Raw genomic sequence first — 23,595 nt, forward strand, 5'->3', positions numbered from 1 at the left:
AATGAAAACGCCGGCGCCGCCGTCCCGTTCGACTATCGATTTGCGGGACCTCACGCCGGCGCGAGTAGGGCTTGGCCGGACCGGCGCGAGCATGCCGACGAAAGCGTTGCTTGAATTTACGCTCGACCATGCGCGTGCCCGCGACGCGGTTCATGCCGCCTTCGACGCGCCCGCCATCGTTTCCGGCCTCAACGACCTTGGTCTTGAGGCATGTAATGTCTCCAGTCGTGCCCGCAATCGGAACGACTATCTCAGGCGTCCCGACCTCGGACGAACGCTCGATTCGGATTCGCAGCGTTTGCTGGCGAGCCGCGCCGGCAGCGCGTGTCAGCTTGCAATCGTCGTCGGCGATGGCCTGTCGCCGACCGCGGTCCATGCCCACGCAATCGAACTTTTCCGAAGCCTCATTTCGCGACTGGCCATCGAGCGGATCGACATCGGCCATGCCGTGGTTGCGTCGGGCGCACGGGTCGCGCTGGGCGATGAAATCGGCTCTATCCTTGGCGCCCGCATGATTGTCATGCTGATCGGCGAGCGGCCGGGCCTGTCAGCCCCGGATAGTCTCGGTGCTTATCTCACCTTTGGGCCCAGGGTGGGCCTCACCGACGCCGAGCGCAATTGTGTCTCCAACATCCGCGGCTCGGGCCTCGGCTACGATGACGCGGCTTTCAGGATTGCCTGGCTGGTCCGCGAGGGCCTGGCGCGGAAAGTCACCGGCGTTTCGTTAAAGGATGAGAGCGGCGGAGGAACGCCCCAGCGCGTCATCACAAATTCAAGCCAGCCTGACAAAACCGAGAACTGAGACCCATATTGCCGCATCAGCGGTGATTCTGCACTGCGGTGCGTGCTTGCGAGACGGCGTAAAGACCTGCTACACCTCGGGCGGCAATTTTATTGTAATGTTTTCAAGTACTAGCGCCGATCATGTAGCGTTGATTGAGGGCCTCATTGCGCCCCGGAACTTAAGCTATACAAATTGAGCCGATGTGAGAAATGGACGAGGCATGCTCGAAAAGAACAGCGACAGTGAGGTCCATGTCGAGAAGATTGAGCAACGGCCGACGGCGAGCATTGCCTTCGGACTGGAGCGATTAGGGCTTATCGCGGTCCAAGCGCCGATCCTGTCCTGCATCGTTCTCGTCGCGCTGATGATCGGCGCGATCTTCGGAATCCAGCGCATCAAGATCGATGATTCGCTTAGTCAGCTGTTCCGCTCCGATTCCAAGGAATACCGGCAATACGAAGCCGTCACCAAGCGCTTTCCGGCGACGGAATTCGACGTCCTGGTGGTGGTCGAAGGCAAAACGCTGCTTGCGCGCGACAATCTGGAAAAGCTGCGCGATCTCGTTACCGATCTGCAGCTCGTCGACGGCACGCGCGGGCTGATTTCGCTGTTTTCGGCGCGCCAGGCGCCGGCGCCGGGCAAATTGCCGGCGGCGCTGTTCCCGTCGGACCTGCCGCAAGGCGCCGACTACGACAAGTTCATCGAGACTGTCAAAACCAACGAGATCATCCGCGGCAAGCTGTTGTCCGAAGACGGCACGCTGGCCCTGATCGTGCTCTCGCTCAAGCCCGAAGTTGTCGGCAGCAACCAGCTCACCAAGGTGGTCGGCGACATTCGCAAGCTGATGGCAGATGATCTGGCGGGCAGCGGACTGAAGGCCGAACTATCGGGCGTTCCCGTCATGCAGCTCGAAATCCGCAACGCTGTCGAGCGCGATGGGCTCACCTACAACATCCTCGGCATTGTGGCCGGCTGCATCATCGCGATCATCTTCTTCCGCAAGATATCGTTCATGGTGGTCGCCGCCTTCCCGCCGATGATCGCGATTTTACTCGCGCTCGGTGGGCTTGGATGGGCCAATTTCAACCTCAACATGTTCTTGAACGTGATGACGCCGCTGATCATGGTGATCAGCTTTTCGGACTCGATGCAGCTGACCTTCGCGGCGCGCGACCGCCTGATCGCGGGCCAGGATAAATACACCGCATTCAGGAATGCCGTGCTGGTGGTCGGGCCGGCCTGCGTGCTCACCCATGGCACCGCGGGGATATCGTTTATCGCCCTGCAATTTTCGGATTCTGACCTGATCCGCAAATTCGGCGAGGCGGGACTTGCCGCCACCATTATCGCGTTGATCGCGGTGCTCTCCCTGGTGCCGGTGTTCGGAGTGCTGTTCGTCCGCAACGAAAGACTTTTCGCGGTGAAGTTCCAAAGCGCCGACGCCGGGGTTCAGGCGTTGCGCAATTTTTGTTACTGGATCGCGGTGCGCATGGTCAGCCGTCCCGGGCTGTTCAGTCTGCTGGCGGTAATCCTTGTCGGCGGTCTGGCCGTTGTCTATGCCAGCCTTGAGCCGCGCTATCGGCTTGCCGACCAGGTACCGGACAAGCAACAGGCAGTGGCGGCAAGCGGGCGTCTTGACGCCAAGCTGACCGGTGCCAATCCGATCGACGTTCTGATCGAATTCCCCAAGGGCGCATCGCTCTATGCGCCGGAGACCTTGCAGACGATCGCGGAGGTTCATTCGACGCTCGAGAAACAGGCCGGCGTCGGCAATGTCTGGTCGCTGGAGACGTTGCGCCGCTGGCTCGCCGAAAAGGTCGGCACTGCCGATGTTGCGACGTTGAAGGAATATGTCAACTTGCTTCCGGAGCATCTGGTCCGGCGCTTTATCTCAGCCGATCAAAATGCGGTCGTGGTTTCGGGCAGGGTGCCGGACCACGATTCGAGTCAGATCCTGCCGGTGGTCGAGAAGCTTGACGCAGCGCTGAACGATGTTCGCAAAAAGCATCCGGGCTATGAGATCGCCGTCACCGGCCTTTCCGTGATCGCCGCGCGCAACAGTGCCAACATGATCGAGAAGCTAAATCACGGACTGACGATCGAGTTCGCGCTGGTTGCGATCTTCATCGGGCTGGCGTTCCGCTCGGTGGTCGTGATGCTCTCGTGCATCCTCCCTGGCATCTTCCCGGTGGTATTGTCGGGCACGGTACTGTGGTTGCTTGGGGAGGGGCTGCAGTTCGCAAGCGTTGTCGCGCTGACGGTGTCATTCGGCCTCGGTCTCAGTGCGACGATTCACTTCCTCAACCGGCTGCGGCTTGAGACCAAGCCGGGCGTCAGTCCGGCACTGGCGGTCGAGCGCGCGACCGTCCTGGTTGGTCCGGCGCTGATCCTGACCACTGTGGTGCTGGCCTGCGGGCTCGTGGTGACGGTGTTTTCCGACCTGCCGTCGCTGCGGCTATTTGGCTGGCTCAGCGCTTTCTCAATGGTCGCGGCACTGGTTGCGGATCTCTTTATCCTGCGGCCGACGGCGATGTTCCTGATCAACCTGTCGGAGCGGCTTCGCGGGACGTCAGGTCACGCAAAGCCGGCGGAGTGAACTCGAGCGGAATAACTGGCCGGGCCGGCGTCAGCTCTTTACCATCGTAATCGACACGCCTCTGATCTCGCCCTTCGAGTTGATCTGTACGGTCTGCTTGTTGCCGTTGGCCCGCAACGTCAGGTTGGCGGCAAATCCCGAAGCCTCGACGAACACCTCGATCTGGCCGCCACCCGCTGTGCCCTGAAGATAGCCGAAAATATTCCGGCTCGCTTCGCTCCAGTTGCCGGAGATGCGCTCACCGTGGCTCGTCACATCGCTGGTCAAATCGAATTTATAGCTATCGCTGGCGCAATGGAGATTTTGCTTTAAACCAAGGCCAGTGCCGTTGACCTTGTAGTCGGCCTTGCACCGGATGCGCTCGGTCGTTCCGTCGGAAAGGGCTACCGTTCCGTTGCCGGACCATGCTCCTTCAAAACCGGCAAACGGACCGGACTGGGCATGGCCCGCCGACAGCGACAACAAGAGGATGACGCCGACACCAGCAGTTCTGATCGCCTGTCCAAACAAGCTAGAATCAAACAGTTTCATATCGGATTTCCCCATTCGAATTGACGTTCTTAATGCAAGATCCGTCGCGCCGCATCGAAGACTTAGTATCGCCGCAGTGTTTAAGGTTCAAACGACCATCCGCTACCTGTAATTGCCTCACCGGTCGAAGCCGATCGATCAATATCTGCAAAATACACAAACCTAACGGCACAGGCGACCGATCCTCCAGTTTAGCGAAATCAAAAAAGCTGCGGAGATCGCCAAGTCTGTTCCGGGAAAACATCTAGCTGGCGCCTGCGCTCATCTGCAATACATAATTGCGAAAAACAAACAATTACTAAATCCGTCGTTATATCAAGTGGTTGCATGCACCATTAAGTTCCGGATCAAGGCCCCGGTATTCAGGATCGTACCGCCGCAAATTTGGCCGCATTTGCCAGCGCTTCTGGTTCGCTCGCTGCTGCGGTTCGCGGCACTTGCAATCTGAAAATTCTGTTCCCGGTCATGCCGTGCTATTTGGGGATGGGATTCTCTGCCGTCAGAATGAAGGAACACGATGAATAAGCTTTTCCTGCCCCTTACCCTGTTGTCCCTATCGATTTCCACCGCAGCCGTCGCCCAGCAGCAGCGCAGCGGCACACCAGAGGAGCAGGCGGCTTGTTCGCGCGACGTTCAGCGCTTCTGCCGTCCGGTGATCGATCAGGGCGACTTCACGATTCTGGCTTGCCTTCAGCAACACCGTCCCAAGCTGAGTGCGGCCTGCAATCAGGTGCTGAAAAACCACAGGCAATAAACGCAGCATTCGCATCCGATAATTGCCGCTGCGGGCCGTTCATTGGCTTGATTTGGCCGGTCGGCGTGTGCGAGCGGCCGCTAACGGCATTGGTTTTAGCAACGTATTCCCCTATATGGGGATCGCGACCTGTGGGCATGCGCGGATTACCAAAGCATCCGAAGTCGCGGTGCCCAGATGAATGTAGCCAGTTTGATGACAAGCGCGAGCGAACTGCGATCCGGTAAGACTCACCGTGACGAGAATTTTCCGGTTGCGTCGTGGATCATTCATCCGCGTCACCGGGCGCTGATCCTCGCGTTCTACAATTTCGTCAGAACTGCCGACGATATCGCTGACCACGCGACGCTTAGCGAGGGCGACAAGCTTAACTATCTCGATCTGCTTGAAGCCGAACTGCTGGGGCAGGGCGACAGCCAGCCGGAGGCTGTCAATCTGCGGCGTGCGCTGGCGGAGCGGTCGATGCCGCCGCGCCACGCGCTGGACGTTCTGACCGCGTTCCGGATGGATGTGACCAAGCTTCGCTACGAGAACTGGGACGAAGTGATCCACTATTGCCGCTATTCGGCGATGCCGGTCGGACGCTTCATGCTCGATGTCCACGGCGAAAGCGCGTCGACCTGGGCGGCTTCCGATGCGCTCTGCGCCGGTCTGCAAATTAACAATCACCTTCAGGACTGCGGCAAAGACTATAGAGACCTTAATCGCGTCTACCTTCCGCGAGAAGCGCTTGCAATTCACGGGGCTTCCGTCGAGGAGCTCGGGAAACAGCGCGCATCGGCGGCGCTGCTGCAATGCCTGCATTCGCTCGCGGCGCGGACAGAAGGCCTGCTCAATGAAAGCAAATCGCTCAGCGGCGAAGTGAAAGATTTTCGGCTCGGGCTCGAGATTTCGGTGATCCAGACTTTCGCCGACAAAATCGTTCGTCTGCTTAAAGTGCGCGATCCGCTCAGCCAGACCGTGCATCTCGGCCCGGTCGAACTGCTCGGGTACAGCCTCGCTGGGGTAGCAAGCGAGATGACCCGCCGGGCGACGGGACGGCGGCCCGTGTCAAATCCGGCGGCCGGCGCATGACGCTTGAGGCGGCGGCAGCCAACGCAAACTACGGGACATCCGCGTCCGGCAGTTCGTTCTACGCGGCGATGCGCATTCTGCCGCGCGCGCAACGCGAGGCGATGTTTCAGATCTACAGCTTTTGCCGGCAGGTCGACGACATCGCGGATTCCGATGGCCCGCGTCCCGAACGGCTCGCCGCGCTTCAACAATGGCGTGACGATATCGACGCGTTGTATCAGGGTCGCCCGCCGGCGCGACTGCGGGACTATGTCCCCTCGGTTCGAAGATTTGACCTGCAGCGGGAGGATTTTCTGGCCATCGTCGACGGCATGGAAATGGACGTGCCGCAGGACATCCGGGCGCCGGATTTTGCGACGCTCGATCTTTATTGCGACCGCGTGGCCAGCGCGGTCGGACGTCTCTCGGTGCGGGTGTTCGGCCTCGCGCGGGATGACGGCATTTTGCTCGCGCATCATCTTGGCCGTGCGCTGCAATTGACGAACATCCTGCGCGACATCGACGAAGATGCGGCCATCGGTCGGCTGTACCTGCCGCGCGAAGGATTGCTGCACGCGGGGATCACCAATTTTTTCGATCCTCTGCAGGTCATCTCCAATCCGGCGCTGCCGAAAGTGTGCGCTGCCCTCGTCGAGCGGGCGCGGGCACATTTTCAGAAAGCCGACGAAGTCATGAGTCGCAACCCGCGGCGCGTGGTGCGCGCACCGAGGATCATGTCGAAATATTATCAGGCGATTCTCGAATTGCTGGTCGTCAGGGGCTTCACACCGCCGCGCGGTCCGGTTCGCGTCAACAAGGTGGCCCGCATCGCCATTCTTCTTCGCTACGCTTTCATCTGATGCAAAAGACTGTTCACATCATCGGCGCTGGAATTTCGGGCCTCTCGGCAGCCGTTCGGCTGGCGAATGAGAATTTCAATGTGCACGTCCATGAGGCCACGCAACAGGCCGGCGGCCGCTGCCGTTCGTATTTCGACGCCGCCACTAACCTGACGATCGATAACGGCAATCATCTCTTGCTGTCAGGCAATCGTCACGCGTTGGCTTACGCAAGGTCGATCGGTACCGAGGCAGGGCTGGTCGGGCCGAAGCGCGCGCAATTTCCATTCGTCGATTTGACGACAGGACAGCGATGGCAGCTCGATCTCGGAGACGGCCGGCTGCCGCTATGGGTGTTCGATGAGGCCCGTCGTGTGCCTGACACCGGCTTGCGCGACTATCTCGCATTGATGCCCCTGATCTGGGCAGCGCAAGGCAAACTGGTCCGCGATGCGATTCCCTGCAAGGGAACGCTTTACGAGCGACTGGTGCAACCGCTCTTGCTTGCCGCGCTGAACGTCGATCCGCCCGAGGGCTCCGCAGGCCTTGCCGGCGCGGTGGTGCGGGAGACCCTGCTGGCGGGTGGCCAGGCTTGCCGGCCGCTGATTGCGCGCGAAGGCCTAAGCGCGGTTCTGGTCGAACCCGCCATCAAGCTCTTGCAGGACAAGGGCGCCAGCATCCGGCTCGGGCATGAGTTGCGCGGGCTCGTTATGTCGGCCGATAGCGTCGGTGAATTGAAGTTTGGCGACGACACCGTCACAGTCGAACCCGGCGATGCCGTGGTGATGGCGGTTCCACCGCGGCCGGCTTCCACCCTGCTTCCGGGCCTGAAGACGCCGTCCAAATTCCGCGCGATCGTGAATGCGCATTTCCGCTTCGATCCGCCGAAGGACATGCCTCCGATTCTCGGGGTTGTCGGTGGACTGGTGGAATGGCTGTTCGCGTTCCCGCAGCGCCTGTCGGTCACGATCAGCAATGGCGACCGCCTGGTGGACATGCCCCGTGAAGAACTCGCGCAAGCGATCTGGCGCGACATCTGCAAGGCGGCGGGCGTACAGGGCGAACTGCCGCCCTGGCAGATCGTGCGCGAGCGTCGCGCGACATTCGAAGCGACCCCGGAGCAAAATGCGCTAAGGCCCGGCGCGTCCACGAGCTGGAAAAACCTGTTTCTTGCGGGCGATTGGACTGATACGGGGTTGCCGGCAACCATTGAAGGATCGGTGCGATCGGGAAACCGCGCAGCGGATCTGGTCCTTGCCATGCGGCAGGCCTGATCGGGACGGACAAGCAGGGGATGTCGAGCGAGATGCATTCCACCATTGACACTGTCGGAGTTGAGACCGGTGGCTCCCTGGATGCGAGCATCGCGTCGGCGACGCGCGGCTTGCTCGACTACCGACGACCGGACGGACACTGGGTGTTCGAACTGGAAGCCGATAGCACCATCCCTTCCGAATATGTGCTGCTTTGTCACTATCTCGGCGAGGCGGTCGACGCGGTCCTGGAAGGCAAGATCGCGAATTACCTGCGCCGGGTTCAAGGCGCCCATGGCGGCTGGCCGCTGGTGCACGACGGCGATTTCGACATGAGCGCCAGCGTGAAATCCTATTTCGCGCTGAAGATGATCGGCGATTCGCCCGACGCCCCGCACATGGTGCGGGCGCGCGAGGCGATCCGGTCGCGCGGCGGCGCCATCCACAGCAACGTTTTCACGCGGTTCATGCTGGCGATGTTCGGCGTGCTGACGTGGCGGAGCGTGCCGGTGCTGCCGGTCGAGATCATGCTGCTGCCGATATGGTCGCCGTTTCATATCAACAAGATGTCGTACTGGGCGCGGACCACGATCGTGCCGTTGATGGTTTTGGCGGCGCTGAAACCGCGGGCAAAAAACCCCAGCGGTGTCGGCATCGATGAGCTGTTTTTGCAGGAGCCGCATTCGATCGGAATGACGAGCAAGGCGCCGCATCAAAGCTGGGGCTGGTTTCTCTTTTTCCGGGCCCTCGACAGCGTATTGCGGGCGATCGAGCCTTTGTTTCCGAGGAAACTGCGTGCCCGTGCGATCGATACCGCTGTTGCGTTCATCGAAGAACGGCTGAACGGCGAAGATGGTCTAGGCGCGATCTATCCGCCGATGGCCAACACCGTGATGATGTATGAGGTGCTCGGCAAGCCGGCGGATTATCCGCCGCGCGCGGTCACGCGAAGGGGGCTCGAAAAGCTTCTGGTAATCGGCGAAGACGAGGCCTATTGCCAGCCTTGCGTCTCGCCGGTGTGGGACACCTCGCTGACCTGTCATGCCCTGATCGAAACCGGCGGCACGGAGGCATTACCTCCGGCCAAACAAGGTCTGGACTGGCTGCTGCCGAAACAGGTGCTGGATATCAAGGGCGACTGGGCCGTGAAGCGGCCCGACGTTCGCCCTGGCGGTTGGGCCTTCCAATACAACAATGCCTACTATCCCGACCTCGACGACACCGCCGTCGTGGTAATGGCGATGGATCGCGTGCGGCGCGCCAGCCAAAGCCATGAATACGATGCCGCGATCGCCCGCGGCCGCGAATGGATCGAGGGCATGCAAAGCCGCGATGGAGGCTGGGCGGCGTTCGACGTCAACAATCTCGAATATTATCTCAACAATATTCCTTTCTCCGATCACGGTGCGCTGCTCGATCCGCCTACCGAGGACGTCACCGCCCGCTGCGTCTCGATGCTGGTCCAGCTCGGCGCGACCGCGCAAAACAGCAAGGCGGTTGCGGACGGGGTCGACTATCTGCGCCGGACCCAGCTTGCGGAGGGATCTTGGTATGGCCGCTGGGGCCTAAATTACGTCTACGGCACATGGTCGGCACTATGCGCGCTCAATGCCGCAGGCGTGGACCACCAGGACCCCGCGATTCGCAAGGCCGTGCACTGGCTTGTATCGATTCAGAACAAGGACGGCGGCTGGGGCGAGGATGCCACGAGTTATCGACTCGATTATAAGGGCTACGAGGGTGCCCCCACGACAGCCTCGCAAACGGCATGGGCCTTGCTTGGATTGATGGCAGCAGGCGAGGTCGGGCATCCAGCGGTCGGGCGTGGCGTGGAGTGCCTAATAGCCACACAGAACAAAAAAGGACTGTGGGACGAGCAGCGTTACACGGCAACAGGCTTTCCTCGGGTGTTTTATCTGCGCTATCATGGATATCCGAAGTTCTTTCCGCTCTGGGCGTTGGCGCGGTACCGGAATCTCAGGAACACCAACAGCAGGGTGGTAGGGGTCGGAATGTGAATTTGGGGGCGGGGGACGATTCGTCCGTGGGGAGCTCAATTGACCCGCGGCCGGTACTAATTGTTACCGGTCTGGTCCAGGAGGCCCGCATTGCGGCCGGGCCTGGGATGACCGTTATCTGCAGCAGTAGCGATCCACAGCAATTGCGTGCGCTTCTGACGGTCTTTGATCCATCGACGATCAGGGGCGTGATCAGCTTCGGCGTTGCGGGTGGACTGGATCCCACCTTGAAATCAGGCGACGTCGTGGTGGCGACCGAGGTGCTCGCCGGCGATACCCGCTGGCTGGCCGGTCTGGCGCTGAATGAAGAGTTGATCGCTAGTATCGCGCTGGGGGGCCGGCGCGTCGTCCGGGGCGGTCTTGCCGGTGTCGAGGAGGTTGTCGCCGCCCGGTCGGTAAAGGCTGCGCTGCGGTCGGAGACGGGCGCGGCTGCGGTCGACATGGAGAGCCATATCGCTGCAGCCTATGCCGCCGAGGCGGGCCTTCCGTTCGCGGCTCTGCGCGTCATCAGCGACCCCGCCAGCCGCGCGTTGCCGGCGCTGGCGATGACCGCGATCAAGCCGAACGGCGATATCGATCTGCGCAAGGTACTGAGCGGGGTCGTGCGGAACCCGCTCACGCTCCGTTCGCTGGTCTCGACAGGCATCGACTTCAATCGCGCACTGCGCAGCCTACGCGGCTGTCGAGGCTTTCTGCTGGGCGGCGAGGGCCTCGTCGCGGCGGATCTCTGACAGACGCTTCTGCACTTCCGCCGAGAAGATGTACTGCGCGGGGCGCTGGTTTTCGAGACTGATCTCGGGAGCCATCGGACCTGTGGTCCGAACGCCGCGCAGCGCCACCCACATCGCCTTTAGCGGATTGAGCAGGGCTGCCTCCGCAGCAGTCGGCTCGTAGCCGCAATGGGCCATGCAGTCGGCGCATTTCTCGTACTTGCCGGTGCCGTACGAGTTCCAATCCGTCGTCTCCATCAGCTCCTTGAAGGTCTTGGTATAGCCTTCGCCGAGCAGATAGCAGGGCTTCTGCCAGCCGAAAATGTTGCGCGCCGGCATGCCCCACGGTGTGCATTCGTAAGCCTGATTGCCCGCCAGGAAATCCAGGAACAGGCCGGAATGCATGAAATTCCACTTCTTGCCCTTGCCCAACGCGAACACGTCGCGGAACAGCTTCTTGGTCTTGGTGCGGTTGAGGAAATGCTCCTGGTCGGGCGCGCGCTCATAGGCATAGCCCGGCGACATTGAAACGCCGACCCCGAGCTCGGTCGTGAAGTCGAGGAATTTGGCAATGTCCTCGGCCGCATGTCCGTCGAAGATCGTGGCGTTGACGTTGACCGTGAAGCCCCTCGCTTTGGCGGCCTTGATCGCCGAGACGGCGCGGTCGAACACGCCCGCTTGCGAGACCGCCTTGTCGTGGTGGTCTTTCAGACCGTCCAGATGCACCGAGAAAAACAGATATGGCGACGGTTCGAACAGGTCGAGCTTCTTTTCCAGGAGCAGCGCGTTGGTGCACAACGACACGAACTTCTTGCGCGCCACCAGACCGCGCACGATCTCGCCGATTTCCTTGTGGATCAGCGGCTCGCCGCCGGGGATTGCCACCATCGGCGCGCCGCATTCGTCGGCGGCATCCCAGCATTCCTGCGCCGACATGCGGCGATTGAGGATTGCGTCGGGATAGTCGATTTTGCCGCAGCCGACGCAGGCGAGATTGCAGCGAAACAACGGTTCGAGCATCAGCACCAGCGGATAGCGCTTCCGGCCCAGCAATTTCTGCTTGATCAGATAGCTGCCGATACGCAGTTCCTTGAAGAAGGGTATTGCCATTACAAGTTTCTTTCTGGACTCACGAGAGAGGTGGATCAGCCCGCCGCCAATTCAGCCGGAAGCCGGAATTCGATATTTTCTTCCCGCCCGGGCACTACCGACACCGTGACCGGCCCGATACGCCGCAGGGCCTCAATCACGTCATCGACAAGAACTTCGGGCGCCGAGGCGCCGGCGGTGATTCCGACGGCTTTGGCATCCTTCAGCCAATCCGGGTTCAGTTCGCTGCCATCGGCAATAAGGTAACTCGCGACGCCGACCTCGGTGCCGATTTCGCGCAGCCTGTTTGAGTTGGAACTATTGGTGGCCCCCACCACCAGGATGACGTCGACAAGCTTGCTAAGGTCCCTTACCGCAGATTGGCGGTTTTGTGTCGCATAGCAGATATCCCGGATGTCAGGGCCTTGAATATCTGTAAAACGCTGCTGAAGGGCCGAAATTATGTCCTTGGTGTCATCCACGCTGAGGGTGGTCTGGGTGATATAGGCCACCGGGGTGTCCGCGGGCATGGTTAAGGCCGCCACGTCGTCCACATTCTGGACCAGAAGCACGGGGCCGGGAACCTGACCCATGGTTCCCTCGACCTCGGGGTGGCCGGCATGCCCGATCAGAATCAGCGCCCGTCCTTTCGACATGTAGCGCTTGCCCTGATTGTGGACCTTGGTCACCAGGGGACAGGTCGCATTGAGGACCGGCAGGCCGCGCGCGGCGGCTTCCTCCTCTACGCTCCTGGCGACGCCGTGAGCGCTGAACACGGTGACGGCGAGCGGTGGCACTTCCGACAGATCCTCGACGAAGATGGCGCCCTTATTCTTCAGGCTTTCGACCACGTATTTGTTGTGCACGATCTCATGCCGCACATAGACCGGCGGGCCATACTTTTCGAGCGCGCGCTCGACAATCTCGATCGCCCGCACCACGCCCGCGCAAAATCCGCGGGGCTGCGCAAGATACACTTCCATGGGACGCCCGTTAAAACTCATTCAGTATCTCCGCGCAGCTTAAGATAGTTGCAATATCCGCACCGCCAACCGCTTTCCCGTCCTAAACCTGCCAAGTGCATGGCGGGACAGGGCTTTGTGTCAAAAAATGATCGCTTAGCAAAGCCGGATGGCGAGACGACCCGTCAAAAGCGCAGGGTGGTGGAGGTATTATGATATGTATTTAATGGAATTGCGGCAAAACGGGCCGCGGAACCCTCACTTCTTCGTCACTTTACCGCCATCAATCGGGTTATATCAGCCCCAGCGCGGTCTCGGCCTTTTTCGCGCCGTTGCTCCGTGCTCTGGAAGAAAAACCGCTCAAAACAACGTTACGTCATTACCTCGGCCCGTGGAACTCCGGTAGATAACGGGCGTTTCCGGCATGCCGCCCAACATGAGAAAGAAAAAACTGTGCTGACAGGTATTGTCGTATCGATTGTCAAAGCTTGCACGCGGTTTGCCCTTCTCACGGTTCTGGTCGCGCTCATCCTTGCGGTAGCCGGGGGCTTCTATACGGCCCGCCACTTCGCGATCAACACCGACATCAACACGCTGATTTCGCCCGATCTCGATTGGCGCCAGCGCGATATCCAGTTCGAGCAGGCATTCGATCGGGAAAGGACCATCCTTGCCGTGGTCGAGGGCCCGACGCCGGAGCTCACCAACGCGGCGAGTACCGCGCTCGAACGGAAATTGTCCGGCGATACCAAGCATTTCGAATCGGTTCAGCCTCTCGGCTCCGGCGAATTCTTCGAAAAGAACGGGCTGTTGTTCCTTCCGGTGTCGGAGGTCGCCCGGCTGACCGGGCAATTCGAATCCGCCGCGCCGCTGATCGAAATCATGGCCGGAGATCCCAGCATACGGGGACTGACCGGCGCGCTGGAAACCGGCCTTGCCGGCGTCAAGCGCGGGCAAATCAAACTGGACAGCACCGAACGCCCCTTCAACCTGATCGCCCAGACGGTCGAAAACGTGTTGAGCAAAGGTAACGGGACGTTCTCCTGGCGCGAACTCGTCAGCGACAAGCCCTTGACCGATTCCGATCGCCGCTCCTTCATCGAGTTCAAGCCGATCCTTGATTACAACGCGCTGGAGCCTGGCAAGGAGGCGACCGATGCCATCAGGCTGGCGGCCTTCGATCTCAATCTTGCCGGTGAATACGGCGCGCGGGTCAGGCTGACCGGGCCGGTTCCAATCGCCAACGAAGAATATGCGACCGTTCAGGACGGCGTCATCGTCAATGGCATCGGTACCGTGCTCGTCGTGTTGGTCATTCTCTGGATGGCGCTGCATTCATCGAAGATCATCTTCGCGGTATTCGTGAATCTCTTTATCGGCCTTTCCATCACCACCGCCATCGGATTGATGATGGTGAGTTCGCTGAATCTGCTCTCGATCGCGTTTGCGGTTCTGTTCGTCGGATTGGGCGTCGATTTCGGCATTCAATACAGCGTTCGTTACCGCTCGGAGCGCTTCAAGAGCGACGATCTGCGGGCCGCGCTGGAGAGGGCCGCCGAACGCTCCGCAGTCCCGCTTTCACTGGCCGCCATGGCGACGGCGGCGGGTTTCCTCTGTTTCCTGCCCACCGACTACAAAGGCATTTCGGAACTCGGCAAGATTGCCGGCGCAGGCATGCTCATCGCGTTCATATCCAGCATCACCGTGCTGCCGGCGTTGCTGAGGTTGCTCAACCCTCCCGGGGAAGGCGAGCCGGTGGGATATGCGTTCCTGGCGCCGCTCGATGAGTTCCTGGAGAAGCATCGCGTCGTCATTATCGTCGGAACGCTCCTGGTCGTGGTCGCCGGCCTGCCGCTGCTTTATTTCCTCCGCTTCGACTTCAATCCGATAAATCTGCGCAATTCCAAGGTTGAGTCGATCGCAACCTTCCTCGATTTGAGGAAGGATCCGAACACCGGCGCCAACGCCATCAATGTGATGACGAACTCGGATGCCGACGCCAGGAAGATCGAGGAGCGGCTGTCCAAGGTGCCGGAAGTCCTCCGCGTCATGTCGCTGGAAAGTTTTGTGCCCGAAGACCAGCCGGCAAAATTGAAGCTGATCGCCCAAGGCGCCAAGGTTCTCAATCCCGCGCTCAATCCGGAGTCCATCGACGCACCGCCAAGCGATGAGGAGAATGTCGAGGCCTTGAAGGGATCGGCAAGCAGTCTGCGCAGGGCCGCCGGCGACGCCAAGGGTCCAGGTGCCGTGGCGTCGCGGCGGCTCGCGGATGCGCTGTCAAAACTTGCCGAATCCAATCAAGTCACGCGGGACAAGGCACAGGCCATTTTCGTCACGCCGTTGAAGTTGGTGCTCGACCAGCTCAAGAACTCGCTGCAGGCGCAGCCGGTCAGCGTGAAAACCCTGCCGCCCGAACTGATGCGTTCGTGGAAAACCAAGGACGGTCTGCAGCGCGTCGAGGCCCTGCCGCTCGGCGATCCCAACGACAACGATACGCTGCGCAGGTTCGCCAGCGCGGTCCTCGCCGCCGAGCCGACGGCGATCGGCGGACCGGTATCGATTCTCAAATCCGGCGATACCGTGGTGAAAGCCTTTGTCCACGCGGGCATTTGGGCGCTGCTGGTTATCAGCCTGCTGCTGTGGCTAGCGCTGCGGCGAATAACCGACGTGCTGCTGACGCTAGTTCCGCTTTTGGTGGCGGGGGCGGTGACGCTGGAAATCTGCGTGCTGATCGGAATGCCGCTCAACTTCGCCAACATCGTCGCGCTGCCCCTAATGCTCGGCGTCGGCGTGGCTTTCAAGATCTACTATGTAACCGCATGGCGATCGGGCAAGACCAATCTGCTGCAGTCGAGCCTGACGCGGGCAATATTTTTCAGCGCGATGACGACCGCCACGGCGTTCGGAAGCCTGTGGCTGTCCACTCATCCCGGTACCGCGAGCATGGGCAAGCTGTTGGCGCTCTCGCTTCTCACGACGCTCGCGGCGGTGCTGCTGTTTCAGCCAGCGCTAATGGGTAAACCGCGCGATGTCGGGGAGTAGACAGATATCGCCGACCGGGTCGGCCGGCTGTGCGGCCGTTGCCGGTTTCTGAGCTGATGCCTTGGGGGGCGGGTTGACGGAGCCGGTGGTCTTGGGCGTGGCTGTCGTGGTCGGCGCGGCGGTTTTCGGGAGCGTACCATCCGTGCTCTTTGGCGCGCCCTTGGCCATGCTGTTGCTCGGGCTGGAGGGAATCGGACCGCCGACGCGGGTCCAGGTTTCGCCGCCGCAGAGAAAGCCCAAAACGCAGCCTTGAATCTCCAGTTGATCGGAACCGATCGCCTTGATCGTCGAACTGTAGGATTGTCCGTCTTTGGCGTTGTAGACTTGGCCTTCCCATTGATCGAGACCAGGCTTCTTCTTCATGTCGATCAGAATCGGCATTCCCAGGCTCGGCCTGTTCTGTTTCGAGACATCGGGATTGTTCTTGTCGCGGCCGCCCGGCGTTTTCTCCCAGGCAACCGCGCCCCACATACTTCCCTTGCATTCCGCAACCCGGATGTTGGCGACGCCGTCCGCCACTCTCCAGTCGCCCGTCGGATCCGCCGCCAAAGCCGACGTTAGGCCTGTCGCCAAAAAAATTCCGGAATACAATATGGTGCGCGTGACATCTCGTGGGCAGTGCAACATGATTCAGACCTGTGCTTAAGTAGCTGAGGGCAAAACGCCGCATTGAGCGTTTTCAGTTGACGAAACGGCCATCAAACGAAGTATGTAGCTGATGTTGTATTCAAATCTAGACGTTTCCGAGATGTTTGTGGACCGCCAGTCGCAGCGCAGTTCCATGCATGCGCGCCATTTGAATGAGCAGCTTGTACGGGTCCTCAAGACAATTGGTTACGATGTCGGTTTTCAAAAGGGTCAAGGCCAATACCTCTTCGATCGCGACGGGGTGCGCTATCTCGATTTACTGAGCGGTTTTGGCGTTTTTGCGATTGGCCGGAATCATCCGGCGCTGCGCCACGCATTGAAGAGCGTCCTCGATAGCGATCTGCCCAACCTTGTGCAACTCGATGTTTCGACGCTGGCCGGCGTGTTGGCCGAACGCCTGCTGAGATATGTGCCTTACCTGGACAAGGTGTTTTTTGCGAATTCCGGGGCGGAATGTGTCGAGGCTGCGATCAAATTCGCACGCGGCGCGACGGGCCGTCCGGGCATCGTCTATTGCGCGCACGCCTATCACGGATTGACCTATGGTGCGCTTTCGCTCACCGACGATCCCAACTTTCGCGGCGGCTTCGAGCCGCTGCTGCCCGGGTGCACGACTGTTCCCTTCAACGATCTTGCTGCCCTGGAACAGGCGCTGTCGTCCCGCCAGGTTGCCGCCTTCATCGTCGAGCCGATCCAGGGCAAAGGCGTCAACATACCAGCGGACGAATTTCTGCCGGGCGCCGCAGCGCTGTGCCGTAAGTATGGCACGTTGATGGTCGCCGACGAAATTCAGACCGGAATGGGTCGAACGGGGAGGTTCCTCGCAGTCGAGCATTGGAACGTCGAACCGGATATCGTTCTGCTCTCCAAGGCGCTGTCTGGCGGTCACGTCCCGGTCGGTGCGCTGCTCACGCGCAAGAGCATCTTCGACAAAATCTTCAATCAAATGGACCGCGCGGTCGTGCACGGCTCGACCTTTGCGAAAAACGATCTCGCGATGGCGGCCGGCATCGCGACGCTTGAAGTGATCGAGTCCGAGAAATTGGTCGAGGCGGCCGCCAAACGCGGCGCCGAACTTCGGCTGGCGCTGACGCGCATGGTTCCCGGCTACGAATTGCTGAAAGAAGTTCGCGGCAAGGGACTGATGATCGGCGTCGAGTTCGGCGCGCCGAAGTCGCTGCGGCTGAAGGCTTCGTGGAACGTGCTCGAGACCGCCAGCAAGGGACTGTTCTGCCAGCTCATCACGGTGCCGCTGTTCAAGGATCACAAGATCCTGACCCAGGTCTCGGGCCATGGCAGCCACACCATCAAGCTGTTGCCGCCGCTGACCATCACCGAAGAGGATTGCAGGTGGATCGAGACGGCGTTCGACAGCGTCATCGCTTCCAGTCACAAGGTCCCCGGCGCGATCTGGTCACTGGGCAAGACGCTGGTCGACAACGCGGTGCGCAAATCGGCGTAATCCTGGTCTAGCCCGGAGTGCTGGTCCGCAGCGCGGTTTCGAATTTCTCGCCGAAATCGGCGAGTTCGTCGGCAGCGAGATCGCTGATCGCCCAGTAGTTCAACCCCCGTTCGCTCCAGCGCCTGATATTGAAGCCCTGGATCGTTTCGATCTTGGCTGCGTGGCGTTCGGCGCTGGCGGTCTGGGCGACGAACAAATTGATCACGTGCGAACGCCGGCGGTAGAGGATGGCGCCGATCGGGCGGGTATCGACATAATCGAGCCGGCCGCCGATCAGCGTAAAACCCTGCGCGGTCAGGTCGACCACCGGCGGCGCCACGTCCAGCTTGCCGTTGAACCACGGCTTCACCGTATGCTGGTCGGTCGAAAGCACGTCGGTGAGATGTCCCGGCTGCAGCGAGCGCAGATGCGCCGAAACAACTTCAGACATAATGCGCTGTTCGTCATCGCTGCGCAGCACGATGGCGACGAGACCGGTCGCTGCAATCGCGGAAACCGCCGATCCCATCGCAAAGCCCCTGAGTACCGCGCGCCGGCTCGGCGCCTGCGTTTTCGGCAGTGACGCCTCGATGCGCCGGCGCAGCTCGGGCGGAGCCGTGTAACGCAGATCGGAACCTGCAATGGCCTTGCTCATCTCGCGATAGGCGGCAAGCTGCGCGCCACAGTCCGGGCAGTTTGCAATATGCTGTTCGACCTCGCGCGCATGCCCGGCGTCGAGTTCGCCGTCGATCATTGCGTGAAGAAGAATTTCAGCCTCTCTGCAAGTCATTTCCGTTGCTCCTCTTCCGCTATCCATGCCGACCGCAGCATGGCGCGGGCCCGCGCGAGACGGGACATCACAGTGCCAACCGGCACTTCCGCGACATCGGCGATTTCGCGATACGAAAGATTGTTGATTTCACGCAGCACGAAGGTCTCCCGGAAGGGTTCGGCGAGCGCGGTGATGAGCCGCCGGATCGTGTCCGCGTCCCAGCGGCGCAACATCTGCGCTTCCGGCGTTTCCTGCGCTTCGTGCCACAGCGGCGCCTGCTCCTCCTTGTCGGCCACGTCTTCGATGGTGCCGGTCGGCGAACTGGCGCGCCGGGCAAATTCGGCGTGACAGACGTTGCGCAGGATCGCGAACAGCCAGGGCTTCATCGCCGGCCCGCGATAGCTGTCGAAATGCTTGAACGCGCGCAGATAGCATTCCTGCACCGCGTCCTCGGCGTCGGTGGCGTCGCGAAGCAGATAGCGCGCCAGCGTATAGGCATCGTCGAGATACGGCAGCGCCGCGTCGCGAAAACGGCGTGCCTTCTCGGGATCGTCGTTTGCAGCGCTGACCCGCATCGCCCTTTGCCCGGCTTCTGCAGAAGATGCGCGTGCCCGGCCGGCTTCGATCCACCGGCCGGGCATCGTTGTGCCGCCTTGGTTTTGCCCGCTACTCAACCTTGATCATACCTGTCATATGCGGGTGCAGCGAACAAAAGTATTTGTAATCGCCCGCTGCCGTGAACGTGAACGAATAGCTGTCGTCGGTATCCAGCGCTTTCGATCTGAACTTACCCGCGGAGACCACGATGTGCGGAATGTCATCGCGGTTCTTCCAGGTGACTGTGGTGCCGACCTTCACCGTGAGCTGTGCCGGTTCGAAGGTGAAATTGTCGATCATCACGTTGGTCTCTTCTGCATGAGCATGAGCGCCGCCGAGTTGCAGAAGTATTGCCGCAGCGACGGCCAGTCGAATGCCAAGGCTTCTAACATCAAGGCTGCGAAGAGTTACTGACATCATCATGAACTTCCTCTAGCCCTGCAGCGGCGTGTCGATGATCGCGAGGCGCTGATCGCCAGGTTTGAAGTTGATGCTGGCGACGCCGAGCAGACCGCGAAGCTTGCCGTCGGCCACCTTCATCGGACCGGGCGAGGGGGCGGTGCCCGGCGCCGGCTGCGGGAAAGCGGTCGAGCGCGCGGTGTGGAATGTGACGTTGCCCTCGACCTTCTGCATCACCTGGTGGATATGGCCGTTCAGCACGGTCACCGAGCCGAAGCCCTTGAGGTAATCCAGCGCACGGGCGCCATCTTCGGTGCCCCAGCCCCAGGTCGGATAAACCGTCCACAGCGGGATATGCGCGAAGACGACGATCGGTGTGGATTTAGAACGCCCTTTGAGGTCGTCCTCCAGCCATTCGAGCTGCTCGGTGCCGAGATTGCCGAGGCCGCCGGCCTTGAGGTTCACTACATTGACAAGGCCGATGAAGTGCACGCCGTTGGCATCGAACGAGTACCACCCGACGCCTTTGGTGCCGCGCCCATAGCGCTCTCGATAGAGTCTGACCTCTTCATCGATGAAATCGTGCTCGCCCGGCACGTAGTGCACGTCGAGCTTGGCCTGCGAGATGATGCGTTCCGCGTTGTCGAACTCGGATGCCTTCGACAGATGGGTGATATCGCCGGTGTGAATCATGAACGACGGCTTTGCAGGCATCGACTTGATCTTGTTGATCGCTTCCTCGAGCGTTCCGATCGCGTTCGGATTGGCAGGTTTGTCGAAGCCGATGTGGCTGTCGCTGATCTGCAGGAATGTCAGGCCAGCCGGCGCGGCGGCTTGCGCGGAACCGACAAGTCCCAGCGAACGGGGCACGCCGCCCGAAATCGTCCAGAGTACGCCGGTGCCGGCCCACGTCATGCATTCCAGCACCCGGCGGCGGCTGACGCCGCGGCCTTCATCGTGATCGTGATCGAACTCGCTCATCGCCAATCTCCTTTGGACCCGTGATTGGGTTCCGGAGACTTGATCGGGCGAGGGCACGGATTATTCCCGGGAATTTATCGCAATTCGAGAATCGTAGCCCAGATGGAGCCAACGGGTCGGCGCGAAGCGCCGCCCGATGACAGGCTCCGCGAAATCCGGGCTCGAACGGGCACCGGCCCCGGATTTTCGCTTTGCTCCAGCCGATCGTTCGCGCCATCAAACCATCGTGCATGAGCCTTGGCCTCAATGAACGCCCGCATACGGTCGTGAATTTTCCGAATGAAATCATTCGGCGGAACGATAGTGATGCAAATGCAAACGCCATCGGGCCGGAGATAGCTGACCCAATGGGAGCTGTCGGTAATGTCATTGCCGACCACTCTCGCGCCGATTTCCTTCTCGCCAAGCAGTTTGAAGTTTTCCTGTGCGTGTCCGGGTGATCCAGAAATCGTCGCAGGCACCAGAATTGTCAGTGCAAGGATTTGTGACGTTCGGCAGCTCATGATCGAATTCCGACGTAAGCGTGCCGCACCGTCAGCCAATTGTGCATCTCTGCGCAGGGTATCTCGCACGCAGCCACTAGCTTTCGCGGCTGTACTGATCGTACAGCTTCACAGCGTTGTCCCAGCGGATTGCCTCCATATAGATGTCGACATAGCGCGCCGCCGCCGCACCATAGTCCATATGATAGGCGTGCTCGTACATGTCGAGCACCAGCACTGCACGGCCGCCGGCAAGTGTCGTGGTGTGGTCCGCCGCCCATTGATTGACGAGGCGTTTGTCGCGTGGCGAGTAGGACAGGATCACCCAGCCGGAGCCGCCGCCTTCTGCCTTGCCCATCGCGACAAATTCCGCGCGCCAGCGCTCGAGGCTGCCGAAATCGCGGGCGATAGCCTCCGCCAGCGCGCCGCTCGCACCGGCGCCACCACCGAGCCCGTCGAAATATATCTCGTGCAGGATCATCGAGTTCGCAGCGATCAACTCTTCACGTTTCAAGCCGTTGATCATGAAATTCGGCGCCTTCGCGAAATCAAGCTCGGCCAGCTGTGTGCCGATCGCGTTGAGGCGCTTTACGGCGCCGACGTAGTTATTTTCATAATGGCTTAGGAGAACCTTCTCCGAGATGCCCTTGATCGACTTCGGGTCGAGTGACAGGGGTTTTGCTTGATACGGCATCGTTTTGGCTCCGCTCGGTTGGTTGGTCTGGGCGAATGCAGGGCTCGCCGCCAGCGTTGCTGTTGATGCGGCGGCAGCAACGAGTCCCGCTCCCTGAATGAAACTTCGGCGTTCGGTTGTGATGGTCATGGCAATCTCCTGGTGTTGACAGCCCCGAAAGGTGCGCGCGGCAGATGGCTAGTTCATTGCGGACTCATGGCAAGGGTGCGATCTCGATCTGGTCGAAGCGAGTGACGCTGTCGCCTTTGGTCCAAAGTGCGATGCGTCCCGCCTGGGATAGAGTCTTATCGAATCCCGTGAAGACCCAAATCCCGTCGAGCGAGACGACAAATTCGTCGTCCTTGGCCCGAACTGTCAGCGTATGCCAGGCGTGCGAAGCTACATCCGCATCGACGCCTACGATCTCCTCTGATACGCCGGTGTGCACGAGCGAGAGAAGAACTCTGTCCCTCAAGGCATCTAGCTGGACGAGGTAGTAATCTTGCGGGCTGCTCAGCCGCACGGCGACCCCGCCGCCCTGATTTGACTTGCCGCCGGCTGCGTTGAGGCGAAGACTGATCTCGGCATTCTTGAGCGACGCAGGCTTGTAGATTGCGAGCGGGAATCGGTCTTCGGCGGACTTTACGCCGGCCTGCTCGATAGCGACGCCGGTTTTGGCCGTTGCGTCACGGACGACTGTCCACGACCCTTGTTTGACTTCGCCTGATGGCGACAGATCGAATTCGCCCGGCGGAGCGCCAATTTCGCCTTGTTCGAGGTCGATTTTCGTTGCTGTGTCTGGCGCGCTTACGCCCGATTCCGGGCACATCACGCATGCGATCGCCAAGAGCACGCCAAAAGTGCATGCTCGCCTCCACATAGGTTCGCGTCTCGGTGTCACCTTCAGGCCCCCACGGCGCGCGCCGGCCAATTGTGCGTCTCGGCTTGCAGAGAGCGGCACCAGGTGTAGAGCGCGTCATAGATCACCATGCCGTGCTTCAGCATTTCGTGGTCATCCGGGAAGTTGGCGGAGAGGCCGAGCGAGATCGCAAACAGGCCGCCGCGTTGTCGGCTTAGATCGTGCCGTGAGGTATCGGCGCCCCGGACAATCGTCGCCAGATGATCGAGCGCCGGATTCTTGATCTCGTAGATGCGCAGGATAGTGTCGAACGAGCAGCGTTCCCCCTCATGCGTGAATTCCACGCCGTCGATGTCGTAAGGGACCCCGCCGGTTTCTTGGGCAACGGCGAGGACTTGATCCTTCGGGACGTAGATGAATTCTGCATTCGGATCGATGAAGCGACGGATCAGCCAGGGACAGGCAATTCGGTCGATCTTCGGGTGTTCGCGTGTCACCCACTTGCTCGGGGTCGAGCCGATGTTGCGACGGGTGGGCAATCCCTGCTCAGTCCAGTCAGCAATACCGCCCTCCAGAAAATCCGCCTCCACGCCCATGAGGCGCAGTGCGGCGGCCACCCCCTGGCTGACTTCGCGTCCGTGAATGCAGTAGGTGACGATTTGGCGGCCGTTCGGCAGGTCGGTTCGCCATTGTTCGACGAGATCCGGCGAGCGATGAAACGCATCAGCCACAAGTGTCTCGGCACCGGCGAAATGGGCGTCGCGCCGCACGTCGACGATGATCGGCGCCGCGTCGGAGCCAAGCCGCGCGTAGAGGATTTCTGGTGAAATGGAATGTTTACGGTCGTCCATGCGCAAATCTCCTCGACAAGTCGAGTGTTGCGCAGTGCTTGGACCGTGGTCTCAAGGGGAGACTGCATTTTCCCCTGCGAGCTTACTAGTTTCGCTTCCTCGAGAAAGCAATAGGAACAGAAACGCAAACGGTCGGAAGCAATTGAGGAGAATATCACAAATTCGTGCGGATCGGGCCGGGCACCTTCCGCGATGAAATTTGTTTGAGCACTTCGGAACCTCCATCAGTGTGCGCTGCGATACCGCGTGAAGGTCAGCCAT

The 23,595-nt window shown here is 60.6% G+C and carries 22 protein-coding genes; 11 read left to right on the top strand and 11 right to left on the bottom strand.

The window, feature by feature from the left end; all coding sequences use genetic code 11:
• Position 1: 1 nt before the first annotated feature.
• Positions 2 to 802, top strand: a complete 801-nt coding sequence (gene eutC / locus N554_RS0122930; protein WP_029585637.1) for an ethanolamine ammonia-lyase subunit EutC — start codon at positions 2 to 4, stop codon at positions 800 to 802.
• Between the two features lie 202 nt (positions 803 to 1,004).
• Positions 1,005 to 3,380, top strand: a complete 2,376-nt coding sequence (locus N554_RS0122935; RefSeq protein ID WP_029585638.1) for an efflux RND transporter permease subunit — start codon at positions 1,005 to 1,007, stop codon at positions 3,378 to 3,380.
• A gap of 30 nt (positions 3,381 to 3,410) precedes the next feature.
• On the opposite strand, the gene N554_RS0122940 is transcribed toward N554_RS0122935, so the two are convergent.
• Positions 3,411 to 3,911, bottom strand: a complete 501-nt coding sequence (locus tag N554_RS0122940; RefSeq protein WP_029585639.1) for a hypothetical protein — start codon at positions 3,909 to 3,911, stop codon at positions 3,411 to 3,413.
• Between the two features lie 517 nt (positions 3,912 to 4,428).
• Between N554_RS0122940 and N554_RS36260 the strand changes: the two genes are divergently transcribed.
• From N554_RS36260 to N554_RS0122975, 6 genes are all read left to right on the top strand, one after another.
• Complete coding sequence (locus N554_RS36260; protein ID WP_036053860.1) at positions 4,429 to 4,665, top strand: hypothetical protein; 237 nt, start codon at positions 4,429 to 4,431, stop codon at positions 4,663 to 4,665.
• A 195-nt stretch (positions 4,666 to 4,860) separates the two neighbouring features.
• Positions 4,861 to 5,739 carry a squalene synthase HpnC gene (hpnC, locus tag N554_RS0122955; RefSeq protein WP_029585641.1) on the top strand — a complete coding sequence of 293 codons (879 nt, stop codon included), beginning with the start codon at positions 4,861 to 4,863 and terminating at the stop codon, positions 5,737 to 5,739.
• Complete coding sequence (hpnD, locus tag N554_RS0122960) at positions 5,736 to 6,578, top strand: presqualene diphosphate synthase HpnD (RefSeq protein WP_029585642.1); 843 nt, start codon at positions 5,736 to 5,738, stop codon at positions 6,576 to 6,578. The genes hpnC and hpnD overlap by 4 nt, the downstream gene beginning before the upstream one ends.
• Positions 6,578 to 7,831 (top strand): hydroxysqualene dehydroxylase HpnE, encoded by a 1,254-nt coding sequence (gene hpnE / locus N554_RS0122965; RefSeq protein ID WP_029585643.1) that lies wholly within the window; start codon positions 6,578 to 6,580, stop codon positions 7,829 to 7,831. Before hpnD ends, hpnE begins: the two co-directional genes overlap by 1 nt.
• Positions 7,832 to 7,863: 32 nt before the next feature.
• Positions 7,864 to 9,828 carry a squalene--hopene cyclase gene (gene shc / locus N554_RS0122970; RefSeq protein WP_051677650.1) on the top strand — a complete coding sequence of 655 codons (1,965 nt, stop codon included), beginning with the start codon at positions 7,864 to 7,866 and terminating at the stop codon, positions 9,826 to 9,828.
• A complete protein-coding gene (locus N554_RS0122975; protein WP_029585645.1) occupies positions 9,825 to 10,559 on the top strand; it encodes a phosphorylase in 735 nt (244 codons plus the stop codon). The genes shc and N554_RS0122975 overlap by 4 nt, the downstream gene beginning before the upstream one ends.
• Here the strand turns inward: N554_RS0122975 and hpnH are convergent.
• Positions 10,500 to 11,648: an adenosyl-hopene transferase HpnH gene (gene hpnH / locus N554_RS0122980; RefSeq protein WP_029585646.1), complete on the bottom strand. Its 1,149-nt coding sequence runs from the start codon at positions 11,646 to 11,648 to the stop codon at positions 10,500 to 10,502. The genes N554_RS0122975 and hpnH overlap by 60 nt on opposite strands.
• A gap of 35 nt (positions 11,649 to 11,683) precedes the next feature.
• Positions 11,684 to 12,610: a 4-hydroxy-3-methylbut-2-enyl diphosphate reductase gene (gene ispH, locus N554_RS0122985; protein WP_029585647.1), complete on the bottom strand. Its 927-nt coding sequence runs from the start codon at positions 12,608 to 12,610 to the stop codon at positions 11,684 to 11,686.
• Positions 12,611 to 13,042: 432 nt separating this feature from the next.
• On the opposite strand from ispH, the gene N554_RS0122990 reads away from it, so the two are divergent.
• The gene (locus N554_RS0122990) at positions 13,043 to 15,631 is read left to right on the top strand and encodes a hopanoid transporter HpnN (protein ID WP_029585648.1); all 2,589 of its coding nucleotides are present in this window, start codon (positions 13,043 to 13,045) and stop codon (positions 15,629 to 15,631) included.
• On the opposite strand, the gene N554_RS0122995 is transcribed toward N554_RS0122990, so the two are convergent.
• A complete protein-coding gene (locus N554_RS0122995; RefSeq protein WP_051677644.1) occupies positions 15,599 to 16,258 on the bottom strand; it encodes a DUF2147 domain-containing protein in 660 nt (219 codons plus the stop codon). The genes N554_RS0122990 and N554_RS0122995 overlap by 33 nt on opposite strands.
• A gap of 91 nt (positions 16,259 to 16,349) precedes the next feature.
• Here N554_RS0122995 and hpnO point away from each other — a divergent pair, with 91 nt between their 5' ends.
• Positions 16,350 to 17,741 carry an aminobacteriohopanetriol synthase HpnO gene (gene hpnO / locus N554_RS0123000; RefSeq protein ID WP_029585650.1) on the top strand — a complete coding sequence of 464 codons (1,392 nt, stop codon included), beginning with the start codon at positions 16,350 to 16,352 and terminating at the stop codon, positions 17,739 to 17,741.
• Between the two features lie 7 nt (positions 17,742 to 17,748).
• Here the strand turns inward: hpnO and N554_RS0123005 are convergent, their stop codons facing one another.
• From N554_RS0123005 to N554_RS0123020, 4 genes are all read right to left on the bottom strand, one after another.
• Positions 17,749 to 18,510 (bottom strand): anti-sigma factor family protein, encoded by a 762-nt coding sequence (locus N554_RS0123005; RefSeq protein WP_029585651.1) that lies wholly within the window; start codon positions 18,508 to 18,510, stop codon positions 17,749 to 17,751.
• Positions 18,507 to 19,067 (bottom strand): sigma-70 family RNA polymerase sigma factor, encoded by a 561-nt coding sequence (locus N554_RS0123010; protein ID WP_029585652.1) that lies wholly within the window; start codon positions 19,065 to 19,067, stop codon positions 18,507 to 18,509. Before N554_RS0123010 ends, N554_RS0123005 begins: the two co-directional genes overlap by 4 nt.
• Positions 19,068 to 19,158: 91 nt before the next feature.
• Complete coding sequence (locus N554_RS0123015) at positions 19,159 to 19,506, bottom strand: cupredoxin domain-containing protein (protein ID WP_029585653.1); 348 nt, start codon at positions 19,504 to 19,506, stop codon at positions 19,159 to 19,161.
• A 15-nt stretch (positions 19,507 to 19,521) separates the two neighbouring features.
• A complete protein-coding gene (locus N554_RS0123020; RefSeq protein ID WP_029585654.1) occupies positions 19,522 to 20,469 on the bottom strand; it encodes a metallophosphoesterase family protein in 948 nt (315 codons plus the stop codon).
• A 191-nt stretch (positions 20,470 to 20,660) separates the two neighbouring features.
• Here N554_RS0123020 and N554_RS40210 point away from each other — a divergent pair, with 191 nt between their 5' ends.
• Positions 20,661 to 20,909, top strand: coding sequence for a hypothetical protein (locus N554_RS40210; protein ID WP_156042046.1), 249 nt, complete (start codon positions 20,661 to 20,663; stop codon positions 20,907 to 20,909).
• A 139-nt stretch (positions 20,910 to 21,048) separates the two neighbouring features.
• Here the strand turns inward: N554_RS40210 and N554_RS0123030 are convergent, their stop codons facing one another.
• From N554_RS0123030 to N554_RS0123040, 3 genes are all read right to left on the bottom strand, one after another.
• A complete protein-coding gene (locus N554_RS0123030) occupies positions 21,049 to 21,645 on the bottom strand; it encodes a superoxide dismutase (protein ID WP_029585656.1) in 597 nt (198 codons plus the stop codon).
• A 193-nt stretch (positions 21,646 to 21,838) separates the two neighbouring features.
• Positions 21,839 to 22,471 carry a hypothetical protein gene (locus N554_RS37475; RefSeq protein ID WP_156042048.1) on the bottom strand — a complete coding sequence of 211 codons (633 nt, stop codon included), beginning with the start codon at positions 22,469 to 22,471 and terminating at the stop codon, positions 21,839 to 21,841.
• 56 nt (positions 22,472 to 22,527) lie between these two features.
• Positions 22,528 to 23,334: a chromate resistance protein ChrB domain-containing protein gene (locus N554_RS0123040; protein WP_029585658.1), complete on the bottom strand. Its 807-nt coding sequence runs from the start codon at positions 23,332 to 23,334 to the stop codon at positions 22,528 to 22,530.
• Positions 23,335 to 23,595 lie beyond the last annotated feature (261 nt).

This window comes from Bradyrhizobium sp. URHD0069 (genome assembly GCF_000701345.1).
Lineage (GTDB): Bacteria > Pseudomonadota > Alphaproteobacteria > Rhizobiales > Xanthobacteraceae > Bradyrhizobium.

Excerpts from the sequence above, each read along its gene's own strand:
- eutC (WP_029585637.1), top strand. The coding sequence starts at position 2 with ATGAAAACGCCGGCGCCGCCGTCCCGTTCGACTATCGATTTGCGGGAC.
- N554_RS0122935 (WP_029585638.1), top strand. The coding sequence starts at position 1,005 with ATGCTCGAAAAGAACAGCGACAGTGAGGTCCATGTCGAGAAGATTGAG.
- N554_RS0122940 (WP_029585639.1), bottom strand. The coding sequence starts at position 3,911 with ATGAAACTGTTTGATTCTAGCTTGTTTGGACAGGCGATCAGAACTGCT.
- N554_RS36260 (WP_036053860.1), top strand. The coding sequence starts at position 4,429 with ATGAATAAGCTTTTCCTGCCCCTTACCCTGTTGTCCCTATCGATTTCC.
- hpnC (WP_029585641.1), top strand. The coding sequence starts at position 4,861 with ATGACAAGCGCGAGCGAACTGCGATCCGGTAAGACTCACCGTGACGAG.
- hpnD (WP_029585642.1), top strand. The coding sequence starts at position 5,736 with ATGACGCTTGAGGCGGCGGCAGCCAACGCAAACTACGGGACATCCGCG.
- hpnE (WP_029585643.1), top strand. The coding sequence starts at position 6,578 with ATGCAAAAGACTGTTCACATCATCGGCGCTGGAATTTCGGGCCTCTCG.
- shc (WP_051677650.1), top strand. The coding sequence starts at position 7,864 with ATGCATTCCACCATTGACACTGTCGGAGTTGAGACCGGTGGCTCCCTG.
- hpnH (WP_029585646.1), bottom strand. The coding sequence starts at position 11,648 with ATGGCAATACCCTTCTTCAAGGAACTGCGTATCGGCAGCTATCTGATC.
- ispH (WP_029585647.1), bottom strand. The coding sequence starts at position 12,610 with ATGGAAGTGTATCTTGCGCAGCCCCGCGGATTTTGCGCGGGCGTGGTG.
- N554_RS0122995 (WP_051677644.1), bottom strand. The coding sequence starts at position 16,258 with ATGTTGCACTGCCCACGAGATGTCACGCGCACCATATTGTATTCCGGA.
- hpnO (WP_029585650.1), top strand. The coding sequence starts at position 16,350 with ATGTTGTATTCAAATCTAGACGTTTCCGAGATGTTTGTGGACCGCCAG.
- N554_RS0123005 (WP_029585651.1), bottom strand. The coding sequence starts at position 18,510 with ATGACTTGCAGAGAGGCTGAAATTCTTCTTCACGCAATGATCGACGGC.
- N554_RS0123010 (WP_029585652.1), bottom strand. The coding sequence starts at position 19,067 with ATGCGGGTCAGCGCTGCAAACGACGATCCCGAGAAGGCACGCCGTTTT.
- N554_RS0123015 (WP_029585653.1), bottom strand. The coding sequence starts at position 19,506 with ATGTCAGTAACTCTTCGCAGCCTTGATGTTAGAAGCCTTGGCATTCGA.
- N554_RS0123020 (WP_029585654.1), bottom strand. The coding sequence starts at position 20,469 with ATGAGCGAGTTCGATCACGATCACGATGAAGGCCGCGGCGTCAGCCGC.
- N554_RS0123030 (WP_029585656.1), bottom strand. The coding sequence starts at position 21,645 with ATGCCGTATCAAGCAAAACCCCTGTCACTCGACCCGAAGTCGATCAAG.
- N554_RS0123040 (WP_029585658.1), bottom strand. The coding sequence starts at position 23,334 with ATGGACGACCGTAAACATTCCATTTCACCAGAAATCCTCTACGCGCGG.